This is a genomic window from Pyramidobacter sp. C12-8 (genome assembly GCF_002007215.1).
Classification (GTDB): Bacteria; Synergistota; Synergistia; order Synergistales; family Dethiosulfovibrionaceae; genus Pyramidobacter.
On record NZ_MUHX01000029.1, the window covers coordinates 12,400 to 35,611 of the forward strand.

Genomic DNA, 23,212 nt, shown 5'->3' on the forward strand with positions numbered 1-23,212 from the left:
AGTCCGTTCCCGCCGCTTAGTTGTTTTCCGCAAAGAAGGCGCGCTGACGTTCGTAGAAAGCGGGATCCTCGCTGCCGTGGGCGGCGCTGACGTCCGCAAGCGCCTGCCGATACAGCTCAGTGTCGATATGGTCTTCGATCTTGATGTTGCGGGCGTTTTCGCTCAGAAAACCCGTCTTGTCGAGGATGCCCCAAGCGCGGACGACCGACTTGCTGAGCGGGTCGGCGTTGACGACGTAGTGAGCGGCGTCGAGCATGTAGGCGGCCACGTATTCGTCGGAAGCGCCGATCTTCTTGGCCAGCATGGAGACGGCTTCGTCGCGGTGGCTCTCATAGTAGCTCTGCGCCCGCAACAGCGCGCGCAGGACGGCTTTGATCGTCTCGGGATTCTTCTTGACGTACTCCGTCTGGGCCTCCATGCGGCAGCAGGAGTAGTTGGGCATCACTTCGCTCTGATAGGTGACGATTTTGACGTCGTTCATTTTCTTGACGTTGAAGTTCTGCCCCGTGCCCATCAACGCGTAGTCGACCTCGCCGCGCACGACGGCGGCCAGCGCTTCGTTGTAGCCCGAGTAGGTCACCCAGTTGACGGCCTTGAGCGGATCCTCGTAGCCCAGATCCATGACCGCGCCGGTGAAGGCGAAGTACGAAGGGTTGCAGGCGAACTTTTTGCCGATCAGCGACTGCACGCCGTTCCATTCCGCGCCGGCACGGGCGATCACGGGCATACAGCCGGTCACCATGTGGCCGCCGAAGATAGTCAGATCGATGCCGGCGGCGATCTGCTGCAGCGGCGCGGCCGTGCCGGAGTTGGAAACCACGTCCACCTTGCCGGTGGCGAGCAGCGTCATGGCGTCGGCGTTGGCGTTGGCGAGGACCGGCTCGATCGTCAGTCCCTCGTCCTTGAAATATCCCTTGTTCTCGGCGATCGTCACGAGCACGTTGCCGCTCGTGCCGTAGTTCCAGCGCACGACGTTTCGCTCGGGGGCGGCGGAAGCGACGGCCGAGGCGACAAGCGCCAGGCTCATCGCGGCAAACAGACGGACAGCATTTTTCTTCACAGACATAAAGAACGCTCCTCTATAGAGATAAATTATGGTGCTTGTAGCTTAATCGACGGCGCCGTTTCCATGCGCAAACAAGCCGCTGCGCGACAGGCGCTCCGCCACGTCGCGGTTGATGTGCCGGATCAGCGTCTCGCGCAGGCGAACGAACTCCGCGTTTTCGAAGCGGGAGCTGCGCGAGGCACGCTCCGCCGCGGGAACGCGGCAGTCGAAGATTACGCCGCTGGGCGACTGCCCCAGCACGACGACGCGGCTGCCCAGCAGCAGCGCCTCGTCCACATCGTGCGTGACGAAAAAGACGGTTTTTTTCGGCTCATGCTTCGCCCACAGCTCCGAGACCAGATCCTGAAGCATGGCGCGCGTCACCGCGTCGAGCGCGCCGAACGGTTCGTCCATCAGCAGCACCGGCGGATCGACGGCGAACGCCTGCGCGATCGCCACGCGCTGCTGCATGCCGCCGGACAGCTCGCGCGGCAGCTTGCGGAAGACCGCGCTGTCGAAACCGACCTCGCGCAGTTTTTCCAGCGCGACCGCCTTCAGCTCGTCCGCGCCGCGCCCGGGGAAACGCTGTCTCAGCGCCAGCATGATGTTTTCGCCCGCCGTCATCCACGGGAACAGGCCGTAATCCTGAAAGACCACGCCGCGATCCAGTCCCGCGCCCACGATCGGTTGGCCGTCGAGCGTGATCTCGCCGCAGGTAGGACGCTCCAGCCCCGCCAGCAGGCGCAGAAACGTGCTCTTGCCGCAGCCCGACTGCCCCAGCAGGCAGACGAACTCCCCCGCCGCGACGGAGAGCTCGATATCTTTCAGTATCAGCTTGTCCTTCACATACGCGAAGGAAAGGTCCTTGACGGCGATATTCTGCACGGCGGGCGCGTCCTCTCTGCACGTGGCGTTTTTGCGTATCCATTCTTAATAATTATAATAATAATAGCATTACATCCCAAGCGATGCATTAATTATTTTCATGGACTTTAACGCTATTTCTACGTATTTGTCCGTCATAACCACGATACCGCCGGCAGACGCGCTTTTCGATCGCGCAGACGCCGCTGCGCCGTGAAGAAAGATAATACTATTTCTTAATTAAAAGACCGAACGCAAAGGAGCTGAGGGGGAAATTCACAAAGCGAGCTGCGCAGACTGCGCGGCAATCGGGATGGTCCCGCGTGGCCAGACGCCCCGCAGCCCCCCGAAAGCCATGCCAATACTTCTGTCAAGAATTGGTATAAAAGGGAATTCCCAACGAGCCGCGCCGTTGAGAATTCCCTCTTATACTATTTCTCAATTAAAATGCCGAATACAGAGGCGCTGCGGAGGAGATTCACAAAGCGAGCTGCGCAGACCGTGCAGCGGTCGAGGGAGTCCCGAGCGACTGAACTCCTCCGCAGCGCCCGGGAAACTATGTTAATACTTTCTATCAAGAATTAGTATTAATTTAATATTGACGCCTTTCGCGCGGCTTTCTTTACGGTCTTGCGTCGCGCCGATACGATATTCCGTGCAACGCCAGCTTATTGGGACGAAAATAATTTTTCGTTCCAATCGAGTTGAATCGAAACTCATTTGCGTTCCAATCGCGGCAAAACGAAAATCCCCGCGCTTCTGCTCCACACGGAGCATTTTCGCGAGAAAGGTCTCCGTTACAGCCTTCACAACGTATCATACAAAAGACATTTCGTCGCTGCCGCGCAAAAAACCGCCCCGCCTTTCTCGTGTGCCGAGAGAGGCGGGGCGGTCACTATTGCCTTTGAAGAGATCCTTCCTTAAAATTATGGAGCGGTTAGTTTTTGACAGACAGCGCGTCGCCGCGCTGCGTCTTGGCAAACAGATAGGCGTCCTCCTCAAGATAGATGGAATCGCCGACGATCTCGAAGGGAAGTCGTGATCCTTTATCTCGATGGAGGCCACCACCGCGGCTTTTGTTCCGACCCTTCAGCCAGAGGCGCGCTATTCCTTGAACTCGATGGAGTTGAAGACGTTCGTGGCGAGCTCGCTCTCGTGGTCGCCGGCGACGGCGATGTAGCCGATGGCGGAGTCGTCGATGGCGAAAATCTGCGCGTACACGGGCGCGTTGTTGACCGTCGCGGTGTATTCGTAGCTTTCTCCCTCGCCGTCCATTTTGGCGAGATCGGTCGCGCCGTGAGCCTGAGCGAACTGCCCGGCAGCCGTCTTGACCGTCAGCTGTTCGGAAGCCTTGAGCGCCGACACGGTGAACGCCAGCGTGTTGTCGGGAGCCTTGAGCACGCCGGTGACGGAATTGTCGTCCTGCTGGACCATCTCGAACGTCCAGCCCTCGGGCACGTCGGCCGTAAAGTAGCCGCAATCCAGCGGAGCGGCCCAGGCCATGGCGGCCATTGCCAGCACAAACACGAGCGCAAGAAGCTTTTTCATCGTTTTTCCTCCTTGAAAAATGGCGGTCCGTGCCGCCAATCGCCGGGGCATGTCCCCGCGTTTCTATTTATTTTATTTCACAGCCGCCGCGCGCCGCAAGGCCCTTTCGGCTAAAATTGCGCCAAGAAAATTAGCCGAAAGTCCTTGACATGAGGCCCGATAAAACGTTAGCATCTTGAAAAAGCTTCAATTACCCGCAGAAAGGTCAAAAAAAGAACAGATGGTTCATATCGTCGTTATCAGCCGCCATAACTTGATCCGTCGCCTGCTCTCGGACTGCCTTGCCGCGCAAAAAGATTTCGCGGTCGCCGCTGAGCCGGAGCGCACGGAAGACGCGCCCGGCGTCTGCGAAAAACTGCGCCCCGACCTGCTTCTGTTCGACCTCGCCCTCGACAACGTGCGGGGCGCGCTCAGCAGTTCCGCCGCGATAAAAAAGAGCTCGCCCTCCGCCAAGATCATGTTCCTCACGGGGCTGTCCGACTCGTCGCTGATCGCCGACGCGCGCGAGCGGGGCGTCGATTCGTTCCTCTTCTACTACAACTGCATGCAGGAGGGGCTGGTCACCTGCGCCCGCGGCACGACGGGCGGCTACCAGATCTATCCCAACGAAGAGATGCTCCGTCAGATCGACCCGTTCGCCGGCGTCTTTACGCGCCGCGAGATCAAACTGCTCTGCATGCTCTGCGAATCCAAAAGCCGCGAAGAGATCGGCGCCGCGCTCGCTCTCTCCCCCAGCTCGATCAAAGGCTGCGTGTCGTCGATCCTGAACAAGACCGGTTACGGCAGCATCTCGCAGCTCCTTTCCCACATGCTCTCCCGCGGCTGCCTCGCGCCGCGGTGAGCGCAGGGAGTTTTCGCATACAACGCCGTCGAGGGCAGAAGCAGCGACGGGCCGCCGTTTTGTCCAGATCCCGAGGGAGCGCTCGGCCATACGGCGACGAACCTCGCCGGCCCGCCGCCGCGCCCTTTCGCTGCACGGACGGCGCCGTTTTTGACAGCGGAACGGCCGGCGCGGCAAGATCAAAACATCTTGAGACAAAGGAGCTGAACAGCAGTGAACAAGCGAGAAGTGATCGCGATGTTGGACGCCGAAGGGATCGCCTACGAAAAGGTGGAACACGATCCCGTCTATACCATCGACGAAATGCTGGCGCTTGGCCTGCCTCACGTCGAGGCGATCGCCAAGAATCTTTTCGTCCATGACGACAAGAAGCAGCGCTATTATCTGATCACCGTCAAGGAAGAAAAGCGCGTCGACCTGAAAGACTTCAAGGCGCGCTTCGGCACGCGCCGCCTCAGTTTCGCCTCGGAAGAAGAGCTGAACCGGATCCTCGGCCTCGCCAGGGGCTCGGTCACGCCCTTCGGCGTCCTCAACGACGAAGGGCGCCAGGTGACGGTTTATTTCGACGACGATTTCCGCGGCAGAAAGATGGGCATCCACCCCAACGAAAACACCGCCACCGTCTACGTGAAGACCGAAGACGTGGCGCGCCTGATCACGGCGCACGGCAACGAACTGAACTTCGCCCGCTTCTGATACCGATTTTCAATGTCGAAAGCGGCCGGAGACTGATGACATTCGACTCATCAGCCTCCGGCCGCTTTTTTCGGTTCGGCGGGCGTTTCGCTTTCATCCTTCGGCGGGAGGAACGGCGCTCTCTTTGGCCGCGGGGCCGGAATACTGGCCGAGCAGCAGGGCGAAATAGAAGTTGAAACAGGCATGGAAGCTGTGGATATCCTCGCCGGTGAGGCGCTTGATCTTCTCGAGACGGTAGATCAGCGTGTTGCGGTGGATGTGGAGCCGCCGCGCCGTCTCCACCAGCGAGAAGCCGCTTTCGCACCAGGCTCGGATCGTCTTTTCCAGCTCCGGCCAGTCGGATTTGCCGCGCAGATTGCCCGTCAAGGCCTTGATGAAACGGATGCGCACGGGCGCGTCGATGGTGGAGATCACGTCTTCCATGCGGAAATCGGCGATGCAGTACACGCCGGGACGCTGTTTGAACTTTTTGCCCAGCATCAGCGCCTTGCGGGCCTCCTGACAGCTGAACGACAGCGCCGCAACGCTGTGCGCCGGCGAGCCGATGCCGATGGCGGCTTTCAGCCCGTAGTCCTCGAGCCGGTCCAACAGACTCTGCGAGAGTCCGACGACTTGGGCAAGCGCCGCCTTTTCGTGCTGCGGGTCGGCGTGGTCGGCGTCCTTGACGGCATGGAGCGTGACGAAGCGGTTGTTGCCGCTGATGCTGGAGACAGTGCGAGGATGGGAGAAGATGCCGCGCATTTCCGCGAGGACGGCCTTCTTGATGTTGAGGATGCGCATCTCCACCTCCCCGTCCCGACATTCGCGCCGGACCTCCAGCGCGTAGCGGCCGAACTGATAGAGGTCGACGACGATGGGGATGTAGAACAGGCTCGGATCGTACCCGAGCTCGATGGCCCGCGACTGAAGCATGGTCTCGTTGCCGACGCCGGGGACGAAAGTCTCCAGATCGTGGATGAGGTCCTGCAAAATGCTCTCGCGGCTGCTGGAGTAAACGTAAAGCTCGCGCTCGCGCAGCAGGATCTCGATCTGCTTTTTGACGATCAGCCCGAACGGGCGCACTTCGTCCGGCACGCCCGTCAGCGCCATGGTGCCGACGGTGCGTCCGTTCAGGTTCTGGATCGGGAACGTGACGCCGGGGAGCGTGCCCCTGAATTGGCGCGCCTGCTCCCGCGTCGTCTCGGAGGCCGTGCCGGTGCGCACCACTTCGAGCGAAGCCTCGTGCAGCTGGCCGATGCGCTCACTCTGGCTGGCGCCGATAATCTTGCCGTCCACGTCGGTGATGATGAGGTTATGGCCGATGATCGCCGCTGTGGAAGAAGCGATCTCCTGAGCGCATTTTTGTATTAATGTCATCTCATCTATTTTGCTATTTTTCATCATTTCACCTCACCCTGTATGATTAATACGAATCTCCGGGCGTATTAACTCATGAAATCTGGTAATTTGCAACGGTTTTTTTTGTGAGAGCATTCTTTATCATTTCAAATAAGGCGAAGAACCATAAATAATATTCAACAAGCTGAGGAGGAATGCTTCTATGAGACTGGAACTTCGCAAAGCTCACGTGACCGGGCTTGAGTGGGGCAGTCCAACCCGCATGGAAAACGGCGTGCTCTACGTCGACAAAGCGGGCTTGATCGCGGCGCTGTCTGACGACGACCGTATCGAAAAATGGGACGTCGATCTGGCCCGTCCCGGCGAATCGGTGCGCATCATCCCCGTCAAGGACGTGATCGAGCCGCGCGTCAAGCTCGAAGGCGGCGAAAGCTATTTCGCTTCCGTGATCGGCCCCAACGACACGGCGGGTGAAGGCGCGACGTTCGTGCTCGACGGCGCCGGCGTGGTCACCGTCGGCCCGATCATGGGATTCCAGGAAGGCTTTATCGACATGAGCGGGCCCGCCGCCAAGTTCAGCCCGTTCGCGGGGCTGTTCAACGTGGTGCTGATCGCCCAGCCCGTCAAGGACCTGGAAAAGCATCAATACGAGGAAGCGATCCGCATCGGCGGCCTGAAAGCCGCCGTCTGGCTGGCCGACTGCTGCAAGGATGCGAAGATCGACGCCACGGAAGTTTTCGAAAAAGGCACGGTGGCCGAAGAGCTGAAAAAGTATCCCGACCTGCCGCCCGTTGTCCACCTCTGCATGTGCATCACGCAGGGACTGCTGCACGACACGTACGTGTACGGCGCCGACGTCAAGACCTGCCTGCCCACGCTGCTGCACCCCAACGAAGTGCTCGACGGCGCCATGGTCTCCGGCAACTGCGTGTCCGCCTGCGACAAGACCACGACCTGGCACCACCTGCACGACCCGGTGGTTTCCGAGCTGTACGCCCAGCACGGCAAGACCGTCAACTTCTTGGGCATGATCCCCACGCAGGAGTCGGTCGTCCTCGCCGGCAAGGAGCGCGCCTCGTCCTTCAACGCCCGCCTCTGCCGCGAGCTCGGCGCCAAGGGCGTGATCATCACCGAAGAGGGCTACGGCAATCCCGACAGCGACCTCTGCCTGAACGTCAACAAGTGCGAAGCGCTGGGCATGAGCACCGTGGTCATCGCCGACGAAGCCTCCGGCACCGACGGCGCCTCGCAGGGGCTGGCCGACGCCACACCGCAGATGACGGCCTTCGTCTCCTGCGGCAACGTCAACGAGATGCTCGAAGTGCCGGCCATGAAGAAAGTGATCGGCTTCATCGAGTCCATCGCCCACGTTTCCGGCGGCGCGGCCGAGAGCCTTCGTCCCGACGGTTCCATGTACGTCGAACTGCAGTCGATCATCGGCTCGACCTGCGAGACCGGCTTCAACAAGTCCGGCTCGCTCTGGGTGTAAGGAGGGGATCGGTCATGACGTTCCGCATCGTTCATTACATCAACCAGTTCTACGCCGGCATCGGCGGAGAAGAAATGGCCCACGTGCCGCCCGAAAAACGCGACGGCAAGGTCGGCCCCGGCGCCGCCCTTCAGGCAGAGCTGGGCAAAGAAGCCGAGATCGTCGGCACGGTGATCTGCGGCGACAACTACTTCAACGAACACAACGAAGAAGCCAAAAAGATTCTGCTCGAGATGATCGGCAGCTACAAGCCCGATCTGCTGATCGCCGGCCCGGCGTTCTTCGCCGGACGCTACGGCATGGCCTGCGGCGACATCTGCGCCGCCGTGCAGGACACGCTGGGCATTCCCGTCGTCACCGGCATGTATCCCGAGAATCCCGGCGCCGAGTCCTTCGCCAAGAAAGTCTTCATCGTCAAGACCGCCAACAGCGCCCGCGGCATCAAGGACGCGGCCAAATCCATGAGCTCGCTGGCGCTCAAGCTGCTCAAGAAGGAAACTCTCGGCCCCGCCGCCGACGAGAACTACATCAGCCGCGGCTTCCGACGCGTCTTCTTCCACGAGAAGAACGGCGCTCAGCGCGGCCTTGAGATGCTGCTCAAGAAGATGGCCGGCGAGCCGTTCCAGACCGAGTACGAGATGCCGACCTTCAAAAAGATCGAGCCCTGCGCTCCGGTCAAGGATCTCAAGCACGCCACCATCGCCCTGATCACCTCCGGCGGTATCGTTCCCAAGGGCAATCCCGACAAGATCCGCGTCTCTTCCGCGGAGTCTTACGGCCGCTACGACATCACCGGCCTCAACGACCTCACCCCCGAGAACTACGAGTCCATCCACGGCGGCTACGACACGCAGTGGGCCAACGCCAACCCCGATGTGGTGCTGCCGCTCGACGAGATGCGCGAGCTGGAGAAAGAGGGCAAGATCGGCAAGATCTACAAGTACGTGTACTGCACCACCGGCACCGGCACGGCCGTGGCCTGGGCCGAGAAGTTCGGCCAGGAGATCGGCCCGGAGCTGAAAGCCGCGGGCGTCGACGCCGCCATTCTCACCTCCACCTGAGGCTCCTGCACTCGATGCGGTGCATCGATGTCGCGTGAAATCGAGAAGGCCGCCGGCATCCCCGTCGTGCAGATCGCCACGATCGTGCCGATCATGATGACCGTCGGCTCCAACCGGATCGTCCCCGGCGTCGCCATCCCCCACCCCGTGGGCAAGCCCGAGCTGGGCGACGCGGAAGACAAAAAAGCTCGCCGCAAGCTGCTCGAAAAGGCGCTCGAGGCGATGGTCACGCCGATCGACACGCAGACGATCTTCAAGGCGTTCTAGGAGAAAGCGTTTTCTCTGGCGATCCCGTACAAAACAACAGGCCGGCGGAACCTCGTCGGGTTCTGCCGGCCTTTTTGTCGCGCCGCAATAATGAATTTTTTCACGAACTGCGCTTCTTTGGATCATTCGTTGGAGGTTTGCTAAAGCTGTTTATGCCTTGATATGCAGCGACAATTTTTCGGAGGTCAGCGACTCATGATCATCACAAACAATCCCGACGTGCAGTCGGCACAGCTGGGCGAAACGCTTTTGGTGAGGGGGACGCCGCTGGATGTTCTGCAGGCCGTTTCCGATTACATGGAGAAAGGCTGGCATCTCGTCACGCATCCGCTGTCGGCGAACAACCGTCTCAACAAAAGCCCCTATCGCTCCGTCGTCCTGTCTGAAAAAAACTCATGGGAGGGCAGCGAACGGGACATACTCGACCGGGCGATCAGCCATTTGTCGCTGCAGGGATTTGACGATCCCGGGGACGCCGACGCCGATTACCGCTGGATCGACCTTGAACATCTGAAGACGGCTCTTTTCGAAGCGGCGAAGTTCCACCTGTGATCGAGCCTCCGCCGTGGGCGGGGAGCGAAACGGCCGGCCGTGAAACGCGGCCATGGATTATCGAAAGAGAAAGGAATGGATCATTATGGAAGAACAGAAACGAGACGGTTTTGGCAGTCGCATCGGCTTTATTCTCTCGGCCGCCGGATTCTCCATCGGCCTTGGCAACGTCTGGCGTTTTCCCTATTTGACCAGCAAGTTCGGCGGCGGCGCTTTCGTGCTGGCTTACGTGCTGATCTGCGTTTTCATCGGGCTGCCCCTGTTCCTGGGCGAGCTGAGCATCGGCCGCCGCATGAAGGCGACGCCCATCGTCGGTTTTGTCCGCGAGAAGAAGATCGGCTGGTCGCTGATCGGCTGGATCGGCGCCATTGCCTGCATCGTGCTGATGGCTTACTACACGGTTATCATCGGCTGGATGGTCCGCTACGCCGTCAAAGCCCTGAGCGGAGTTTTCGCCGGTTCAACCTTTGAGCAGACCAAAGTGATGTTCAACGATTTCATGAAAAACCCCTTCGAGCTGATCGCCTACACCGTCGTCGTCTTCGCCGCGCTCGGCATGGCGATCTCGCGCGGCGTCAAGGAAGGCGTCGAAAAGCTCTGCAAGTGGCTGCTGCCCATCCTCGGCGTCATGATCGTGACGCTGGCCGTCCGTTCGCTGACGCTGAGCCCCGTCGAGGGCGTCGGCAAGACCGCCATGGACGGCCTGAGATGGTATCTCAGCCCCGATTTCAGCCAGCTGGGCAATCCCGAAGTGTGGCTGTATGCCCTCGGGCAGAGCTTCTTCTCCATCGGCGTCGGCATCGCCACCGCCGTCGTGTACGGTTCCTACCGCAGCGACACCGACAACATGCCCAAGGACGCCGCCATGGTCGTGACCATGGATACCTCTTTCGCGCTGATCGCCGGCGTGGTCATCTTCCCGGCGCTGCTCGTCTACGGCGCCGATCCCAACTCCAGCGGCGTCGGCCTGGTCATGGAAGTCATGCCCGTCGTCTTCGGCAAGATGCCCATGGGGTCGTTCTGGGCTTCGCTGTTCTTCATCCTCGTCGCCGTCGCCGGCTACACCTCCGGCCTTGGATACCTCGAAGCTCCCGTGGCCTGCTTCGCCGATTTCTTCAAGGTGAAGCGCAGCAAGATGACCTGGATCGTCGTCTTCATCATGTTCGTGCTCAGCCTGCCCTGCGCCTATTCACTGAGCGAAGGGCACGGCTGGATGTCCACGTACCGGGTCCTCGGCAAGAGCATCTTCGACTTCGCCGATTACCTGTCGGGCAACGTGATGATGCCCGTCGACGCGCTGCTCGTTTCGCTCTACGTCTCCTTCGTGCTGAAGTTCAAGGGCTACATGGAAGAAGCGAACAAGGGCCTGAGCGAAAGCCACACCTGGAGAGTCAAGGACTGGTGGATGCCCTGGGTCACTTACGGCCTGCCCGTCGTCCTGATCGTGATCATGTACCGCAACGTGTTCTAGAAACAAAAAACGGCGGCGCGCACGCGCGTTTCCATGCCTTCGTTTCCGCCGCGCGGATCTTTCGCGACCCGCGCGGCGGATTATTTTACGCCGCAGACGTGCTACAATATCGCATAAAGTGGCGGATATCGCTTCTCTCTTCAATTTTGAAGCTGAGAAAGAAAGGTCTTTCGGCATGGAAAAGTGCGTTCAAGACGCGTTGTTGTTTTTTCTGCCCTTCGCCGCCGCCGGTTTTTTTCTCATAAAAAACCGGAAGCTCGGCTCGCTGGCGGTACTGCTCGGCTACGTCCTGGCGGCGGCGCAGGCGGTTTGCTGCAAGGTGCTGAACCGCAATCTCGACTACTTCATTTTCATGCGGCTCGACTGGGACATGCTGCGCATGGCGCCGGTCGTCATGGCGGCGACGAGCGCCGTCTTTATCGCGATCACGGCGCTGGTCCTGACCGCCGTCTGGCTGAACTGGACGGGGCGGCTGCGGCGCACTTCGCTCGAGAACCGTCGTTGGCCGCGCCGCTGCCTGCTGGCGCTTTGCGCGCTGGCGATCGCCTTTTCGCCCGTGACCTCGGTCTATCGGGAGATGCTGAACGTCCGGCGGCAGTTCGCGCGGGCCTCGGCCTGTTCCGAGGCGGAACTTTTCGCGGCGCTGGGAGCGCGGCGGCCACCTCTCGAAGAAGCCGACCTCGAGGCCGAAGCGGGAAGAAACGTCGTCGTCATCTACTGCGAATCGCTGGAGACCAATTTTTTGAACCGGGAAGACTTTCCCGCTTCGCTGCCCTGCCTGCACCGCCTCGCCGATTCCGGCTGGACGCTCTGGGACGATTACAAATGCGTCAGCGGCGCGACCTGGACCATCGGCGCGCTGTACGCGACGCAGACTTCGTTCCCCGCCTTTTTCGGCGGCGCCGGCGACGATATTTTCGACCGGCTGAAAAGCAGCCGCCTGCCGTCCTGTACGAAGGTGATGCGGCGGGCGGGCTACGACTGCCTGTTTCTGGCGGGATGCGAGCTCGGCTTCGGCGGCACGGGCGGCCTGATGAAAATGCTGGGCTACCGCGTCAAGGGGTTCCAGGACTTCGAAAAAGGCTGCGAAAAAACGGTCTGGGGCGCGCACGACGCCGACCTGTTCGAGCAGGCGAAGATCGAATACGCGCGTCTGGCCGCCGCCGGACGGCCGTTCAACCTGACGCTGCTGACGGTCGACACGCACTTTACGAAAGGGCTTCCCGACGCCCGCCTGAAGGACAAGGTGTCGCCCGCCGTGCCGCCCATGAGCCACGAGTACTGCGTAGCCTGCCTGGATTATCTGCTCGGCGATTTCGTCGACTTCGTCGGGAAACAGCCGGGCGGACGCGAAACGGCGGTGGTCATCCTCGGCGACCACCTGATGATGGGCAGCGAGAACAACACGCCGATCCTCACACGCCTGAAAAAACGCGCGCGCACGGTGGCGCTGTTGACGAACCGCCGCCCCGCGGGCAGAGACTCGCACGGCGAGATCGGCTTTTACAACATTCCCGGACTGATTCTCGATCTGGCCGAAATCAAGCATAACGCGCCGTTCCTCGACGATCTCGCGCCCAACCTTTCGCCGCGCGCGATCGAAACGCACAGCGCCGAACTGACCGCCCTCAACCTGCGCCTGACCGGCCGGGATGAGGCGGCGTCAGAGGCGGAATGAAAGACGCCGCGAAAGCGAGAAATCGGTGTTATTTCAACAACATGATTCGTGATCCGTTGAAAGCACGATGACGGAGGATAACGGAAGGAGCAAGATATCATGGAAGCGATTCTCGGCAACGTGATGGTCGACTGCAACGACGAAACGGGACTGCAAAATTTTTACGCCGAACTGCTGGGCTGGGAAAAGTGCGTGCTGTTCGAGCGGCCGGCGATCAGGAGTTCAGGCGGCATCGTCTTCTTGTTCATTCAGGAGGAAGATTACGTGCCGCCCGTGTGGCCGGAGGAAAAGGGGAAACAGCAGAAGCAGATGCACTTCGACTTTCAGGTGGAGGATCTGCCGGAGGCGGTGAAAAGGGCCGAGGCGTTGGGCGCGGTCAAAGCCACGGCGCAGTTCGGCGGCGCGCAGTTCGTGACCATGGTCGATCCGGCCGGGCACCCGTTCTGCCTGTGCCGGAAGTAATGCCGGTTTTCGTTAATACTAATTCTTGATAGAAAGTATTAACATAGTTTCCCGGGCGCTGCGGAGGAGTTCAGTCGCTCGGGACTCCCTCGACCGCGGCGCGGTCTGCGCAGCTCGCTTTGTGAATCTCCCCCGCAGCGCCTCTGTATTCGGCATTTTGATTGAGAAATAGTATAAAAAGCGCGAAACGCCGTAAAAGGCAAAAAGCGTCCGGAAGTCGATGGCATCTGGTCCATCGGCTTCCGGACGCTTTTAATGTTCCACGTGGAACATTTCTGCCCGCCGGTCGAGAGCAGGCAAGCTGCGACTGGCGGCGGTTCATTCGTCCCGCCGCGGCATCTTGGGCACGAACTTTTCCGCGCCGGCGGTCATCGACTGGATGTAGGCGGCCGCCTTCCGCAGCGCGGGCACGGCTTTTTCGATCAGTTCCGGCGTGAGGCGTTCCGTGGTGCTGGCGAGGCCGAGCGCGCCGAGCAGCTCGCAGCCGGCGCCGAAAACTGGCACGTCCAGCGCCGCAGTGCCGTAGGTGCGCTCTTCGCGCGAGACGGCGTAGCCGCGTTCCAGCGTCTTTTCAATGGCGCGCAGCACTTCGTCGGCGGTCGTCGGCGTGTGTTCGGTATAGCGGGGATAGGGCGCGGCGGCGAGGATTTTGGCGCGCAGTTCCGCCGGCCCCCAGGCAAGCATCACTTTGGAGGCGGCGCCGTAGGGGAACTTCGCCTCGCTGCCCTCGGGCGTGACGTAGCGCATCAGCTGCGCGCGGCAGACGGAACAGATGCAGAGGCGCCGATCGTTGCGGATGATCTGAAACGAGACGTTCTCGTCCAGTTCGCGGGCCAGTTGTTCCAGCTGCGGGCGCAGTACGTGGAGCAGCGGATTGTGCCGCTCGAACGCCTTGCCCAGCGACAGCACGCGGGGGCCGAGCACGTAGCGGGCGTCTTCGCCGCGGCGGATCACGTAGCCCATCTGCTCCATCGTGCCGCACAGACGCATGACGCGGGATTTGTGGATGCCCAGAGCGCCGCTCAGCTCCGTCAGCGAAGCCGAGCCCTCCGTTTCGAGAAAATCGAGCGCTTCGAGACTGAACACGACCGAGGCGTTCAGCCGTTCGGATTCTTTGACGCGGTTTTTCAGCTCCATGCGGAGTCCTCCTTGCGGGACGGCGTTCGCCGCAAAAGCGGGCGCGCCGCCGGCGCGTTGAATTTCGGCGGGAGGCTTGACAACCTTCGCTGGCTTGCTAAAATAATAGCAATTTTTAAAAATAGAATCAAGTGTCGTAAAAATAGAATTTTTTGCGGGCGTCATTTTAAGTGAATCGCATGAAACGGAGGATTCTCGATGAAGGAAAAAATGTTTGCGCTGATCGACGCGTTGAAGCCGGAGCTGTCGGCGATGTCCGACGACATTTACGATCATCCCGAGGTCGGCCTGACGGAGGTCCACGCCTCGTCGCTGCTGACGGGATGGCTGGAGAAGCGCGGCTTCGCGGTGGAGCGCGGCGTCGGCGGCCTGCCCACGGCCTTCCGCGCCGTGTACCGCCGCGGCGAAGGCGGCCCGCGCATCGGCCTGCTCTGCGAGTACGACGCGCTGCCCGCGCTGGGGCACGCCTGCGGCCACCAGATGCAAGGGCCGTGCATCCTCGCGGCCGCCGCGGCGCTGAAGGATTCCGACCTGCCCGGCCCGTTCTCGGTGGTCGTCTACGGCACGCCCGCCGAGGAGACGGAGGGCGGCAAGATCCTCATGATCAAAAACGGCGACTGCTTCCACGACATCGACGTGGCCCTGATGATGCACGGCAGCGGCGAGACGACGACCGACATCAAATCGATGGCGCTGACGAACTTCTTCGTCGCCTATCGCGGCACGGCGGCGCACGCGGCGATCAAGCCCGAACTGGGGCGCAGCTCGCTGGACGCGATGTCGCTGGCGTTCCACGGCGTGGAGTGCCTGCGCGAGCACGTCAAGGAGGACACGCGCATCCACTACAACATCACGGACGGCGGCGGCACGGGCGCGAACACGGTGCCGTCTTTCACCAAAGCGCAGTTCTACGTGAGGTCCTACAACCGCGCCTATCTGGAGAGCGTGATCGCGCGCTTCCTCAAGGTGCTGCGCGGCGCGGCCATGATGACGGAAACGGAAGTGGAGATCGAGCGCCGCAAGGACGTGGACAACAAAATCCCGGCGTTGAAGCTGAACGACGTGATCATGGAAAACGCGCGCGCCGTGAACGCGCCGGCGATCCGCCCGCCGCGCCAGAAGACCGGCTCGACCGATCTCGGCAACGTCATGCAGCTCATGCCGGGTTCGTGCATCCGCGTGGCCTTCGTGCCCGAGGGTTCGCCCTCGCACTCGCAGGCGTACCTCGACGCCGGCAAGACGGATACGGCCCACAGCGCCATCGTCACCGGCGCCAAGGTGCTGGCCGCCACGGCGGCCGACCTGATCTCCGTCCCCGGTCTGCTGGACGAAATCAAAAAAGAGTTCGCAACGCGCAAGGCGCAGCTCGAGGCTGAGTCGCGCGCGTAGGTACAAGCGTCGCGGTCTTTTGGGTTTTATCGTTGGAAGCGAATTTATGAGGAGGGGTTCGTTATGTCCGAAGAAGTGAAGGCGGCTGTTCCCGCAAAGCCAAAGAAGGCGATGAACACGCTGGTGATCATTTTCGCCGTCGTCGTGGCCGCCTGCCTGGCGACGTGGATCATTCCCGCCGGCGAGTTCGACCGCGTCAAAGTCGGTTCGCGCTCCGTCGTCGACGCGGCGTCGTTCCACTGGGTAGAGAAAAGTCCCGTCAATCCGCTGCTGATCCCACTGCACATCGCCAGGGGCGCCAAGAGCGCCGTCGATCTGCTGTTCATGCTGCTGTGTTCCGGCGCGGCCTTCGCCGTCGTCATCAAGTCGGGGGCCATGCACTCGTCGATCGGCACGCTGGCGCTGAAATATCGCGAGCGCAAATCGATGTTCGTGCTCTCGATGTTCGTGCTGTTCTGCTTCATCATGCTCACGCGCGGCCTCGTCGAATTCGTGGCCTTCGCGCCGGTGCTGGTGATGATCTGCCTGGCGCTGGGGCTCGATTCGGTCACCGCCGTCGCCATCATGACCGGCGGCACGGCCGTCGGCTTCGCCACCGGCATGCTCCAGCCCAGCACGACGCTGATCGCCCAGGAGCTGGCGGGGCTGGCTCCCTTCTCGGGGCTGTGGTACCGCGCCATCTGCTTCGGCCTGTATATGGTTCTCACGGGCTTTTTGATCTGGCGCTACACGGTGAAGATCTCCAACGATCCTACGGCTTCGCCCATGTACGACCTGGACAAGGCTGAGAACCTCGGCGATTCCGACGCGATCGAGGCCTACGGCCCCATGGACGCGAGCAAGTGGCTGGTGACGCTGGCGACCGTGGCGGCAATGGCGCTGATGGTCTACGGCAGCATCCGGTGGAAGTGGAAATATCAGGAGCTTTCCGCCACGTTCATCGGCCTGGCCATCGTCGCCGGTCTGTGCGCGCGCATGTCGCCGTCGGCGATCGCCAAAACCTTCGTGGACGGCGCCAAGACCATGGTCATGGTCTTCTTCCTCGTCGCGGCGGCGCGAGCCATCTCTTCGATCCTCGCCGACGGCAAAGTGCTCGACACGATCGTCTACGCCCTCGGCGAAGCGCTCAAGCTTGTTCCCGCGTGGCTTCAGGCCCCGGCCATGTTCATCGCCAACCTGCTGATCAATACGGTGATCCCCTCCGGCTCCGGCCAAGCGGCGGCCGTGATGCCGATCATGCTGCCGCTGGCCGACATCATCGGCATGACCCGGCAGACGGCCATCCTCGCCTTCAACTTCGGCGACGGCTTCTGCAATTGGGTCATCCCCACCAGCTCGGCGCTGATGGCGGTGCTGGGCATCGTCAACATGCCCTTCGAGCGCTGGATGAAGTACAGCTGGCGCGTTTTCCTCTGGTGGGTGGCGCTGGGCTGCGTGCTCGTCTCCGTCGCTCACATGATCAAGCTGGCGTGACCCCGGCGTAAAAAAAGAGAGCGTCCGCGCCGTGCGGGCGTCCTCTTCACGTATTTGCCGACGGCAGGCGACGGAGTATAATGGGAATCGACAGGAAGGTGACTTACGATGAACCGTATTCCGATAGAAGACGAGATCGCGGCGCTGCGGCGCGATCTGCACCGTCATCCCGAGCTGAGCGGGCAGGAGACGCGCACGGCGGGGCTTGTCGCCGCCGAACTGGAACGGCTGGGGCTGACGGTGATCCGCGCGCCAGAAAAGGGCAACAGCCTGCTGGGCGTGCTGGACACGGGACGCGCCGGCAAGACGCTGGCGCTGCGCGCCGACATGGACGCGCTGCCGCTGCAGGAGAACGCCTGCAACCTGAAAGGGGCAAAAGCGGTCGTCTCCGAAATCGACGGCGCGGCGCACATGTGCGGGCACGACTTCCACACCGCGGGCATGCTGGCGGCGGCGCGGCGGCTGACGGCAATCAAAGAACAACTGGCCGGGCGCGTAATTTTCTGCTTCGAGTCGGGCGAGGAGATGGGCCTGGGCGACGACGCGCGCGCCCTGCTGGCGGAGCTGAAGCCGGTGGACGCGATTTTCGGCGTCCACGTGCAGGCCGCTTTCCCCTGCGGCGCCGTGGTTGTGATCGACGGATCCTGCACGGCGGGCTGCGAGACGTTCGCCGTTAAGGTTCGGGGCAAAAGCGCGCACGGCGCCACGCCGCACCTCGGGCTCGACCCGATCAACTGCGCCGCGCAGATCCTCTGCGGGGCCAATTCGATCATCTCGCGCCGCGTCAACGCCCGCGAGGCGGCGGTGCTGACGGTGTGCAACTTTCACGGCGGCTCGACGTGGAACCGCATTCCCGACGAGTGCCGCATGGAAGGCAGCCTGCGCTTTTTCAGCGAACAGGTGGGGCGCGACCTGCACGCGTTGCTCGAACAGACCGCGGCCGGGACCGCCGCGGCCAACGGTTGTACGGCCGAGGTGCACTGGCGCAACTGGTGTCCGCCCTCGGTCAACGACGTGGCGCTGGCGGCGCTCGCCCGCAGGGCGGCGGAAGAAATCGGCGCCGAAGTGATCGCCGGCGAGTCGTGGATGGCTTCCGAAACGTTCGCGCGCTACCGCGAGATTGGTCCCGAAGTGTTGGCTTTCGTGGGCTGCGCCAATCCCGACACGGGCTGCGGCGCGCCCCAGCACAGCGACCAGTTCGACGCCGACGAGGACTGCCTGGCGGTCAGCGCCGCGCTGACGGTGCAGTTCGCGCAGGAGTTCCTGGGCGAGGCTTGAACAAAGGCCGCCACGGAGAAAAGCAAAAAAAGACGAAATCGCGTCGCAAAAGAGAGCGGCCGCAGTCAAAAAAACTGCGGCCGCTCTCTTTTGCGACGCTCTCGAACGTCCCAGCCGTGAAATATAAATAAGTTTTCAGAAAATATTTTTCATGCGGGAACGCCGAAAACGCTTTTGATTTGTGCCGCGAAGCGGCGGTAAGTTCTCCGTACCTCCGCAGCGGCTTTTGTTTTACCGGCGCAGCCGCGCCAGCGCGTCGGCCATGCGGCGCAGGGCTTCCTGGAGCTGGCTCATGGACGTGGCGTAGGACAGGCGCAGATAGCCGGGGGCGAAGAACGCTTCGCCGAAGACGACGGCGATTTTCGCTTCTTCGAGCAGGTAGTCGGCCAGATCCCGCGAAGAATCGACGCGGTATTTCCCGAGGCGCGCGCCGTAGAACGCCGTCACTTTCGGGAACAGATAGAAGGCGCCGCGCGGTTTGACCAGCTCCACGCCAGGCATGGCGCGCAGCGCTTCACAGGCGAAATCGCGGCGGCGCTGGTATTCGGCGCGCATCGCTTCGACCGCGTCCTGCGGGCCGGCCAGTCCGGCGAGGGCGGCTTTCTGGGCGATGCCGTTGGGGGCTGAAGTCATGTGCCCCTGGATGTCGGCGATGGCCTTGGCCACGTCGCCGACGGCGGCCGAGTAGCCGAGGCGCCAGCCGGGCATGGCGAAGGCCTTGGAGAAGCCGTTGACCGTGACGGTGCGGCGGCGGACTTCTTCCGAGACGGAAGCCACGGAGAAATGCCGCGCGTCGTCGTAGATCAGCTTTTCATAAATTTCGTCGGCGATCAGGTAAAAGTCTCGCTCGCACGCCAGCGCCGCCAGATCGCGCAGGGAATCTTCCGCGTAAACGGCGCCGGTGGGGTTTTGGGGCGTGCAGATGAGCACGGCTTTGGTGCGCGGCGTCAGCGCCTCGCGCACGGCTTCGGGTTCGAGGGCGAATCCGGTTTCGGGACGGCAGGGCAAAAAGACCGGCCTCGCGCCGGCCAGCTTGATCATCTCGCTGTAGCTGACCCAGCCGGGCGTGGGCAGGATCACCTCGTCGCCGGGATTGCAGAGCGCCAGGAGCGCGTTCTGCAGCGCCTGCTTGGCGCCGGTGCTGACGCAGATCCCGGAGGGCGCGTATCGCACGCCGTTGTCGCGTTCCAGTTTAGCGCAGATGGCGCGTCTCAGCTCGACGATGCCGGGTACGGCGGTGTACTTCGCAAAGCGCGCTTCCACGGCCGCGACGGCGGCGGCGCAGACGTTTTCCGGCGGCGGAAAGTCAGGCTCGCCGATGTTGAGCTTGATCACGTCGACGCCCTGCGCGGCCAGTTCTTCCACGCGGGCCGAAAGCCCGATCGTGGCCGAAGGGACGATATTTTTCGCTCGCTCTGAAATCATTGCGGTCATCTCTTTTCCAAATCAAATGAAGGGGGAAAGAACCTTTTCGCCGCCAAAGGACGAAAGGAACAAAAGGGAAAAAGCCGAAACGGGACGTCTGCTTATCGTTGTTCCGCGTCGCCGCGTCCGTCGTTTTTCGGCGCGGGCCTGTTGGGCCGGCGGCGGCCCGACTGGCGGCGCAGCACGCCGCGGACGATGCGGATCACCTGCGAGGCCGTGCGCTCCAGGTCTTCGCGCGAACGCTGGAACGACTGCGAAGTGGTGCATGGCCCCGCCGTGATCGGAAAAACCGCCGTCAGCCCCATGCTCATGAGCGGCCCGATATGTCCGCGCACGCAGCCCACCAGGGCGACCAGCGGCACGCCGGCGGCGCGCGCCCGCGTCGCCAGGCCGGAAATCACCTTGCCCTGCGCCGTCTGGTGGTCGATGCGCCCCTCGCCGGTGAAGATCACGTCGGCGCGCCTGATCTCGCTGTCGAGGCGGACGACTTTGGCCAGCAGGTCGACGCCCCTGACCAGCTTCGCGCCGAGCAGGCCGGTCAATCCCGCGCCCGCGCCGCCAGCCGCGCCGCCGCCGGGCAGGTCGAGCACGCTGCGGCCGGAAGCTCGTTCGATCGCGGCCGCAAATCGGCGCAGCCCAGCGTCGAGGCGCTGCACGGTCTCCGCCGTCGCGCCTTTCTGCGGCCCGTAGACCGCCGCGGCGCCGCTGGGGCCGCAGAGCGGGTTCTGCACGTCGCAGGCGAGCAGCAGCTCCGTCTCCGCAAGACGCGGGTCGAGGCGCGACACGTCGATGCGCTCGACCTTTTCCAGCGATCCGCCGCAGGGCGTCAGCTCGCCGTCGGCGGCGTCGAGAAAACGGGCTCCCAGCGCGGCGAGGATGCCCATGCCGCCGTCGTTGGTGGCGCTGCCGCCCAGCCCCAGAACGATGAAACGGCAGCCCGCGTCGAGCGCGGCGCGGATCTGTTCGCCCGCTCCCAGCGAAGTGGTGCGGAGCGGATCGCGCTGACCGAGAGGGATCAGCGGCAGCCCTGAGGCCGCCGCGATCTCCACGACCGCGCCGCGGTCCGGCAAAAGCCCCCAGCCCGCTTCAACAGGCTGCCCCAGCGGCCCCGTGAAGGGACCGCGTACCGTCCGTCCGCGCATCGAGCGCACGAAAGCTTCGACGGTGCCTTCGCCGCCGTCGGCGATGGGCAGGATCTTCAGATCCGCCCACGGGCAGCCGCGCCGCACGCCGCGGGCCACGGCTTCAGAAGCTTCGAGCCCGCTGATATTCCCCTTGAACGAATCCATGGCGATCAAAACTCTCATCGATTTCACCTCCCGGCCGAGAAAAAAAGCAGCCTGCGCTCATTTTAGCGTATCTGCCGGCGAAAAGGGAGGTTTGCGCAGACGTTTCCGGACAGAAGTCTGACAAAAACTCGCATTCAGAGTATAATTTTCGTGATACACCGTTTCCTTTCGCTGTTTCAGCGAAAAATATCCTCAGATGAAGTCGAGGTGTGTGGAAAATGAACAAAGCAAAAATGTTCGTCGCTTCGCTGGCCGTCCTCTGCCTGTCCGCCGGCGGCGCGGCGGCGATGACCCAGAGAGAATTCGTCGATCTGTGCCGCGACGGCAGCCCGGCCGAGATCACGCTGGCCCTCCGCGATGAAAAGCTGTCGCCCGTCAAGGCCGCCAGCGGCGTGACGCCTCTGATGGGAGCGGCTTCCGCCCGCGGCGCGGCCGCCTCGGTGGAAAAACTGCGGCTGCTGATCGACGCCGGCGCCAAGGTCAACGTCGCCGACGGCAACGGCATGACCCCGCTGATGTACGCCGCCCAGTTCGGCGACAGCCCCGACGCGATCCGTTTCCTGCTTTCGGCCGGCGCCAACCGCGAGGCCCAAGACCGCCGCGGCTGGACGCCGCTCGCCTTTGCGGCGGCCAAGAACAGCTCCGTCGAAATGGTGAACGCCCTCGTCGACGCCGGGGCCGATATCGACGCCCGCGCCCGCGACGGCGCCACGCCGCTGCTGCTGGCCCTGCGCGGCGGCGCCAACCGCGGGGCCGTGATCTCGCTGCTCGATTCGGGCGCCGACCGCAAGGCGAAAGATCTGCCAGGGCGCGCTCTGAACGACTATTTCAAAGCGAGCCGCTTCAAGGGCGATGCCGATATCGCCGCCCGCCTTCAGGACGCCGCCGGTCAGAAACCCCTTGAGCCTGCGCGCCTCGTCCAGCTGTGCCGCTTCGGCAGCGCCCAACGCCTGCGCTCCGCGTTAAAGGCCGGCAGCGATCCCAACGCCGCCGTCGACGGCCTGACGCCGCTGATGTGGGGCGCCCGGGACAACCGCGATAAAAACGTGCTGAGCACCCTGATCGACGCCGGCGCCGACGTCAACGCCCAGGATCCGGAAGGGCGCACGGCCCTGATGTACGCCGTGAAGAATCCCGCCGCCGTTCAAACTCTGATGAACGCCGGCGCGCGTGCCGATTTGTTCGACAAAAACGGCCGCAGCGCCCTCGAATACGCCGGGGAAGCCGGCGTCAAAATCGACGAGCTGGGCGGACTGAAAGCCGCGGTCGAGAACCACCGCGCCCGGGCGGACTACGAAAACAGACTCGGCGCCCAGAAGGCCGAATCCGAGAAAAAAATCGCCGAGCTGACCCGACAGCTCGAGAAAGAACGGACCGTCCATCAGGTGACGAAGGACGCCGCCCGCCAGGCCGAAGAGGAAGCCCAAGCCGCCGCCGAACACGCCGCCGCCGAGAAGGCCGAACTGGCCAAACAAATTGAGACGGCCCAAGCCCAAATCGCCGCGCTGACCCGGCAGCTCGAATCCGAAAAGGCGGCCCACCAGGCGGCGAAAGACGCGGCCGCGAAGGCCGACGAAACGGCGAAAGCCGAATTGGCCGAAGCCGCTACGGCGCTCGCAGCGGCAAAAGCCTCCGTGGCCGAACTGAACGGACGGATCGAAGCTGAAAAGGCTGCGGCCGACGAAGCCGCGAAAGCCGCCGCGGCCGAGTCCGACAAAGAGCTTGCCGCCGCCCAAGCCCAAATCGCCGCGCTGACCCGGCAGCTCGAATCCGAAAAGGCGGCCCACCAGGCGGCGAAAGACGCGGCCGCGAAGGCCGACGAAACGGCGAAAGCCGAATTGGCCGAAGCCGCTACGGCGCTCGCAGCGGCAAAAGCCTCCGTGGCCGAACTGAACGGACGGATCGAAGC

General features: G+C 62.6%; 20 protein-coding genes. 12 read left to right on the top strand and 8 right to left on the bottom strand.

All coding sequences use genetic code 11. The annotated features are described in order from the left end of the window. Nucleotides 1-16 precede the first annotated feature (16 nt). The 4 genes from B0D78_RS10080 to B0D78_RS10090 all read right to left on the bottom strand — a co-directional run bounded on the left by B0D78_RS10080 (nt 17) and on the right by B0D78_RS10090 (nt 3,457). Nucleotides 17-1,066, bottom strand: a complete 1,050-nt coding sequence (locus tag B0D78_RS10080; RefSeq protein WP_078016841.1) for an ABC transporter substrate-binding protein — start codon at nt 1,064-1,066, stop codon at nt 17-19. A 42-nt stretch (nt 1,067-1,108) separates the two neighbouring features. Further along, nucleotides 1,109-1,930, bottom strand: coding sequence for an ABC transporter ATP-binding protein (locus tag B0D78_RS10085; RefSeq protein WP_078016842.1), 822 nt, complete (start codon nt 1,928-1,930; stop codon nt 1,109-1,111). 540 nt (nt 1,931-2,470) lie between these two features. Beyond that, nucleotides 2,471-2,719 carry a hypothetical protein gene (locus tag B0D78_RS12890; RefSeq protein ID WP_168170098.1) on the bottom strand — a complete coding sequence of 83 codons (249 nt, stop codon included), beginning with the start codon at nt 2,717-2,719 and terminating at the stop codon, nt 2,471-2,473. A gap of 294 nt (nt 2,720-3,013) precedes the next feature. After that, nucleotides 3,014-3,457, bottom strand: coding sequence for a hypothetical protein (locus tag B0D78_RS10090; protein ID WP_078016843.1), 444 nt, complete (start codon nt 3,455-3,457; stop codon nt 3,014-3,016). 220 nt (nt 3,458-3,677) lie between these two features. Between B0D78_RS10090 and B0D78_RS10095 the strand changes: the two genes are divergently transcribed. Both B0D78_RS10095 and B0D78_RS10100 read left to right on the top strand, forming a co-directional pair. Next, complete coding sequence (locus B0D78_RS10095; protein WP_078016844.1) at nt 3,678-4,298, top strand: response regulator; 621 nt, start codon at nt 3,678-3,680, stop codon at nt 4,296-4,298. A gap of 213 nt (nt 4,299-4,511) precedes the next feature. Beyond that, nucleotides 4,512-4,994 (top strand): prolyl-tRNA synthetase associated domain-containing protein, encoded by a 483-nt coding sequence (locus B0D78_RS10100; RefSeq protein WP_078016845.1) that lies wholly within the window; start codon nt 4,512-4,514, stop codon nt 4,992-4,994. Nucleotides 4,995-5,087: 93 nt separating this feature from the next. Here B0D78_RS10100 and B0D78_RS10105 read toward each other — a convergent pair whose 3' ends face one another. Beyond that, nucleotides 5,088-6,374 carry a CdaR family transcriptional regulator gene (locus B0D78_RS10105; RefSeq protein ID WP_233543491.1) on the bottom strand — a complete coding sequence of 429 codons (1,287 nt, stop codon included), beginning with the start codon at nt 6,372-6,374 and terminating at the stop codon, nt 5,088-5,090. 160 nt (nt 6,375-6,534) lie between these two features. On the opposite strand from B0D78_RS10105, the gene B0D78_RS10110 reads away from it, so the two are divergent. The 6 genes from B0D78_RS10110 (at nt 6,535) to B0D78_RS10135 (ending at nt 13,312) form a co-directional block, all read left to right on the top strand. Beyond that, nucleotides 6,535-7,821 (top strand): glycine/sarcosine/betaine reductase component B subunit, encoded by a 1,287-nt coding sequence (locus B0D78_RS10110; RefSeq protein ID WP_078016847.1) that lies wholly within the window; start codon nt 6,535-6,537, stop codon nt 7,819-7,821. Nucleotides 7,822-7,835: 14 nt separating this feature from the next. Then, the gene (locus B0D78_RS10115) at nt 7,836-9,149 is read left to right on the top strand and encodes a glycine/betaine/sarcosine/D-proline family reductase selenoprotein B (protein ID WP_078016848.1); all 1,314 of its coding nucleotides are present in this window, start codon (nt 7,836-7,838) and stop codon (nt 9,147-9,149) included. Between the two features lie 195 nt (nt 9,150-9,344). Next, nucleotides 9,345-9,701, top strand: coding sequence for a GrdX family protein (locus B0D78_RS10120; protein WP_078016849.1), 357 nt, complete (start codon nt 9,345-9,347; stop codon nt 9,699-9,701). Between the two features lie 85 nt (nt 9,702-9,786). After that, nucleotides 9,787-11,172: a sodium-dependent transporter gene (locus B0D78_RS10125; protein ID WP_078016850.1), complete on the top strand. Its 1,386-nt coding sequence runs from the start codon at nt 9,787-9,789 to the stop codon at nt 11,170-11,172. Nucleotides 11,173-11,347: 175 nt separating this feature from the next. Continuing rightward, nucleotides 11,348-12,850 carry an LTA synthase family protein gene (locus B0D78_RS10130; protein WP_078016851.1) on the top strand — a complete coding sequence of 501 codons (1,503 nt, stop codon included), beginning with the start codon at nt 11,348-11,350 and terminating at the stop codon, nt 12,848-12,850. Nucleotides 12,851-12,949: 99 nt separating this feature from the next. Continuing rightward, a complete protein-coding gene (locus tag B0D78_RS10135; protein ID WP_078016852.1) occupies nt 12,950-13,312 on the top strand; it encodes a VOC family protein in 363 nt (120 codons plus the stop codon). Nucleotides 13,313-13,630: 318 nt separating this feature from the next. Here the strand turns inward: B0D78_RS10135 and B0D78_RS12590 are convergent, their stop codons facing one another. Then, complete coding sequence (locus B0D78_RS12590; protein WP_120372587.1) at nt 13,631-14,449, bottom strand: IclR family transcriptional regulator; 819 nt, start codon at nt 14,447-14,449, stop codon at nt 13,631-13,633. A gap of 198 nt (nt 14,450-14,647) precedes the next feature. Here B0D78_RS12590 and B0D78_RS10145 point away from each other — a divergent pair, with 198 nt between their 5' ends. The 3 genes from B0D78_RS10145 (at nt 14,648) to B0D78_RS10155 (ending at nt 18,589) form a co-directional block, all read left to right on the top strand. Further along, nucleotides 14,648-15,838, top strand: a complete 1,191-nt coding sequence (locus B0D78_RS10145; protein ID WP_078016853.1) for a M20 family metallopeptidase — start codon at nt 14,648-14,650, stop codon at nt 15,836-15,838. 63 nt (nt 15,839-15,901) lie between these two features. Beyond that, a complete protein-coding gene (locus B0D78_RS10150) occupies nt 15,902-17,311 on the top strand; it encodes a YfcC family protein (protein ID WP_078016854.1) in 1,410 nt (469 codons plus the stop codon). 108 nt (nt 17,312-17,419) lie between these two features. Continuing rightward, nucleotides 17,420-18,589 (top strand): M20 metallopeptidase family protein, encoded by a 1,170-nt coding sequence (locus B0D78_RS10155; protein ID WP_078016855.1) that lies wholly within the window; start codon nt 17,420-17,422, stop codon nt 18,587-18,589. Nucleotides 18,590-18,820: 231 nt separating this feature from the next. Here the strand turns inward: B0D78_RS10155 and B0D78_RS10160 are convergent, their stop codons facing one another. Both B0D78_RS10160 and B0D78_RS10165 read right to left on the bottom strand, forming a co-directional pair. Next, a complete protein-coding gene (locus B0D78_RS10160) occupies nt 18,821-20,014 on the bottom strand; it encodes a pyridoxal phosphate-dependent aminotransferase (RefSeq protein ID WP_078016856.1) in 1,194 nt (397 codons plus the stop codon). Nucleotides 20,015-20,115: 101 nt separating this feature from the next. Beyond that, a complete protein-coding gene (locus B0D78_RS10165) occupies nt 20,116-21,321 on the bottom strand; it encodes a glycerate kinase family protein (protein ID WP_078016857.1) in 1,206 nt (401 codons plus the stop codon). 200 nt (nt 21,322-21,521) lie between these two features. On the opposite strand from B0D78_RS10165, the gene B0D78_RS10170 reads away from it, so the two are divergent. After that, on the top strand, nt 21,522-23,212 hold a 1,691-nt coding region (locus B0D78_RS10170; protein WP_205948304.1), incomplete at its 3' end, for an ankyrin repeat domain-containing protein.

Bases quoted from the DNA above. Each gene is read 5' to 3' on its own strand.
- B0D78_RS10120 (WP_078016849.1), top strand. From the start codon at position 9,345: ATGATCATCACAAACAATCCCGACGTGCAGTCGGCACAGCTGGGCGAA.
- B0D78_RS10160 (WP_078016856.1), bottom strand. From the start codon at position 20,014: ATGATTTCAGAGCGAGCGAAAAATATCGTCCCTTCGGCCACGATCGGG.
- B0D78_RS10165 (WP_078016857.1), bottom strand. From the start codon at position 21,321: ATGAGAGTTTTGATCGCCATGGATTCGTTCAAGGGGAATATCAGCGGG.
- B0D78_RS10125 (WP_078016850.1), top strand. From the start codon at position 9,787: ATGGAAGAACAGAAACGAGACGGTTTTGGCAGTCGCATCGGCTTTATT.
- B0D78_RS10110 (WP_078016847.1), top strand. From the start codon at position 6,535: ATGAGACTGGAACTTCGCAAAGCTCACGTGACCGGGCTTGAGTGGGGC.
- B0D78_RS10135 (WP_078016852.1), top strand. From the start codon at position 12,950: ATGGAAGCGATTCTCGGCAACGTGATGGTCGACTGCAACGACGAAACG.
- B0D78_RS10095 (WP_078016844.1), top strand. From the start codon at position 3,678: ATGGTTCATATCGTCGTTATCAGCCGCCATAACTTGATCCGTCGCCTG.
- B0D78_RS10130 (WP_078016851.1), top strand. From the start codon at position 11,348: ATGGAAAAGTGCGTTCAAGACGCGTTGTTGTTTTTTCTGCCCTTCGCC.
- B0D78_RS10090 (WP_078016843.1), bottom strand. From the start codon at position 3,457: ATGAAAAAGCTTCTTGCGCTCGTGTTTGTGCTGGCAATGGCCGCCATG.
- B0D78_RS10155 (WP_078016855.1), top strand. From the start codon at position 17,420: ATGAACCGTATTCCGATAGAAGACGAGATCGCGGCGCTGCGGCGCGAT.
- B0D78_RS12590 (WP_120372587.1), bottom strand. From the start codon at position 14,449: ATGGAGCTGAAAAACCGCGTCAAAGAATCCGAACGGCTGAACGCCTCG.
- B0D78_RS10150 (WP_078016854.1), top strand. From the start codon at position 15,902: ATGTCCGAAGAAGTGAAGGCGGCTGTTCCCGCAAAGCCAAAGAAGGCG.
- B0D78_RS10080 (WP_078016841.1), bottom strand. From the start codon at position 1,066: ATGTCTGTGAAGAAAAATGCTGTCCGTCTGTTTGCCGCGATGAGCCTG.
- B0D78_RS10145 (WP_078016853.1), top strand. From the start codon at position 14,648: ATGAAGGAAAAAATGTTTGCGCTGATCGACGCGTTGAAGCCGGAGCTG.
- B0D78_RS10105 (WP_233543491.1), bottom strand. From the start codon at position 6,374: ATGAAAAATAGCAAAATAGATGAGATGACATTAATACAAAAATGCGCT.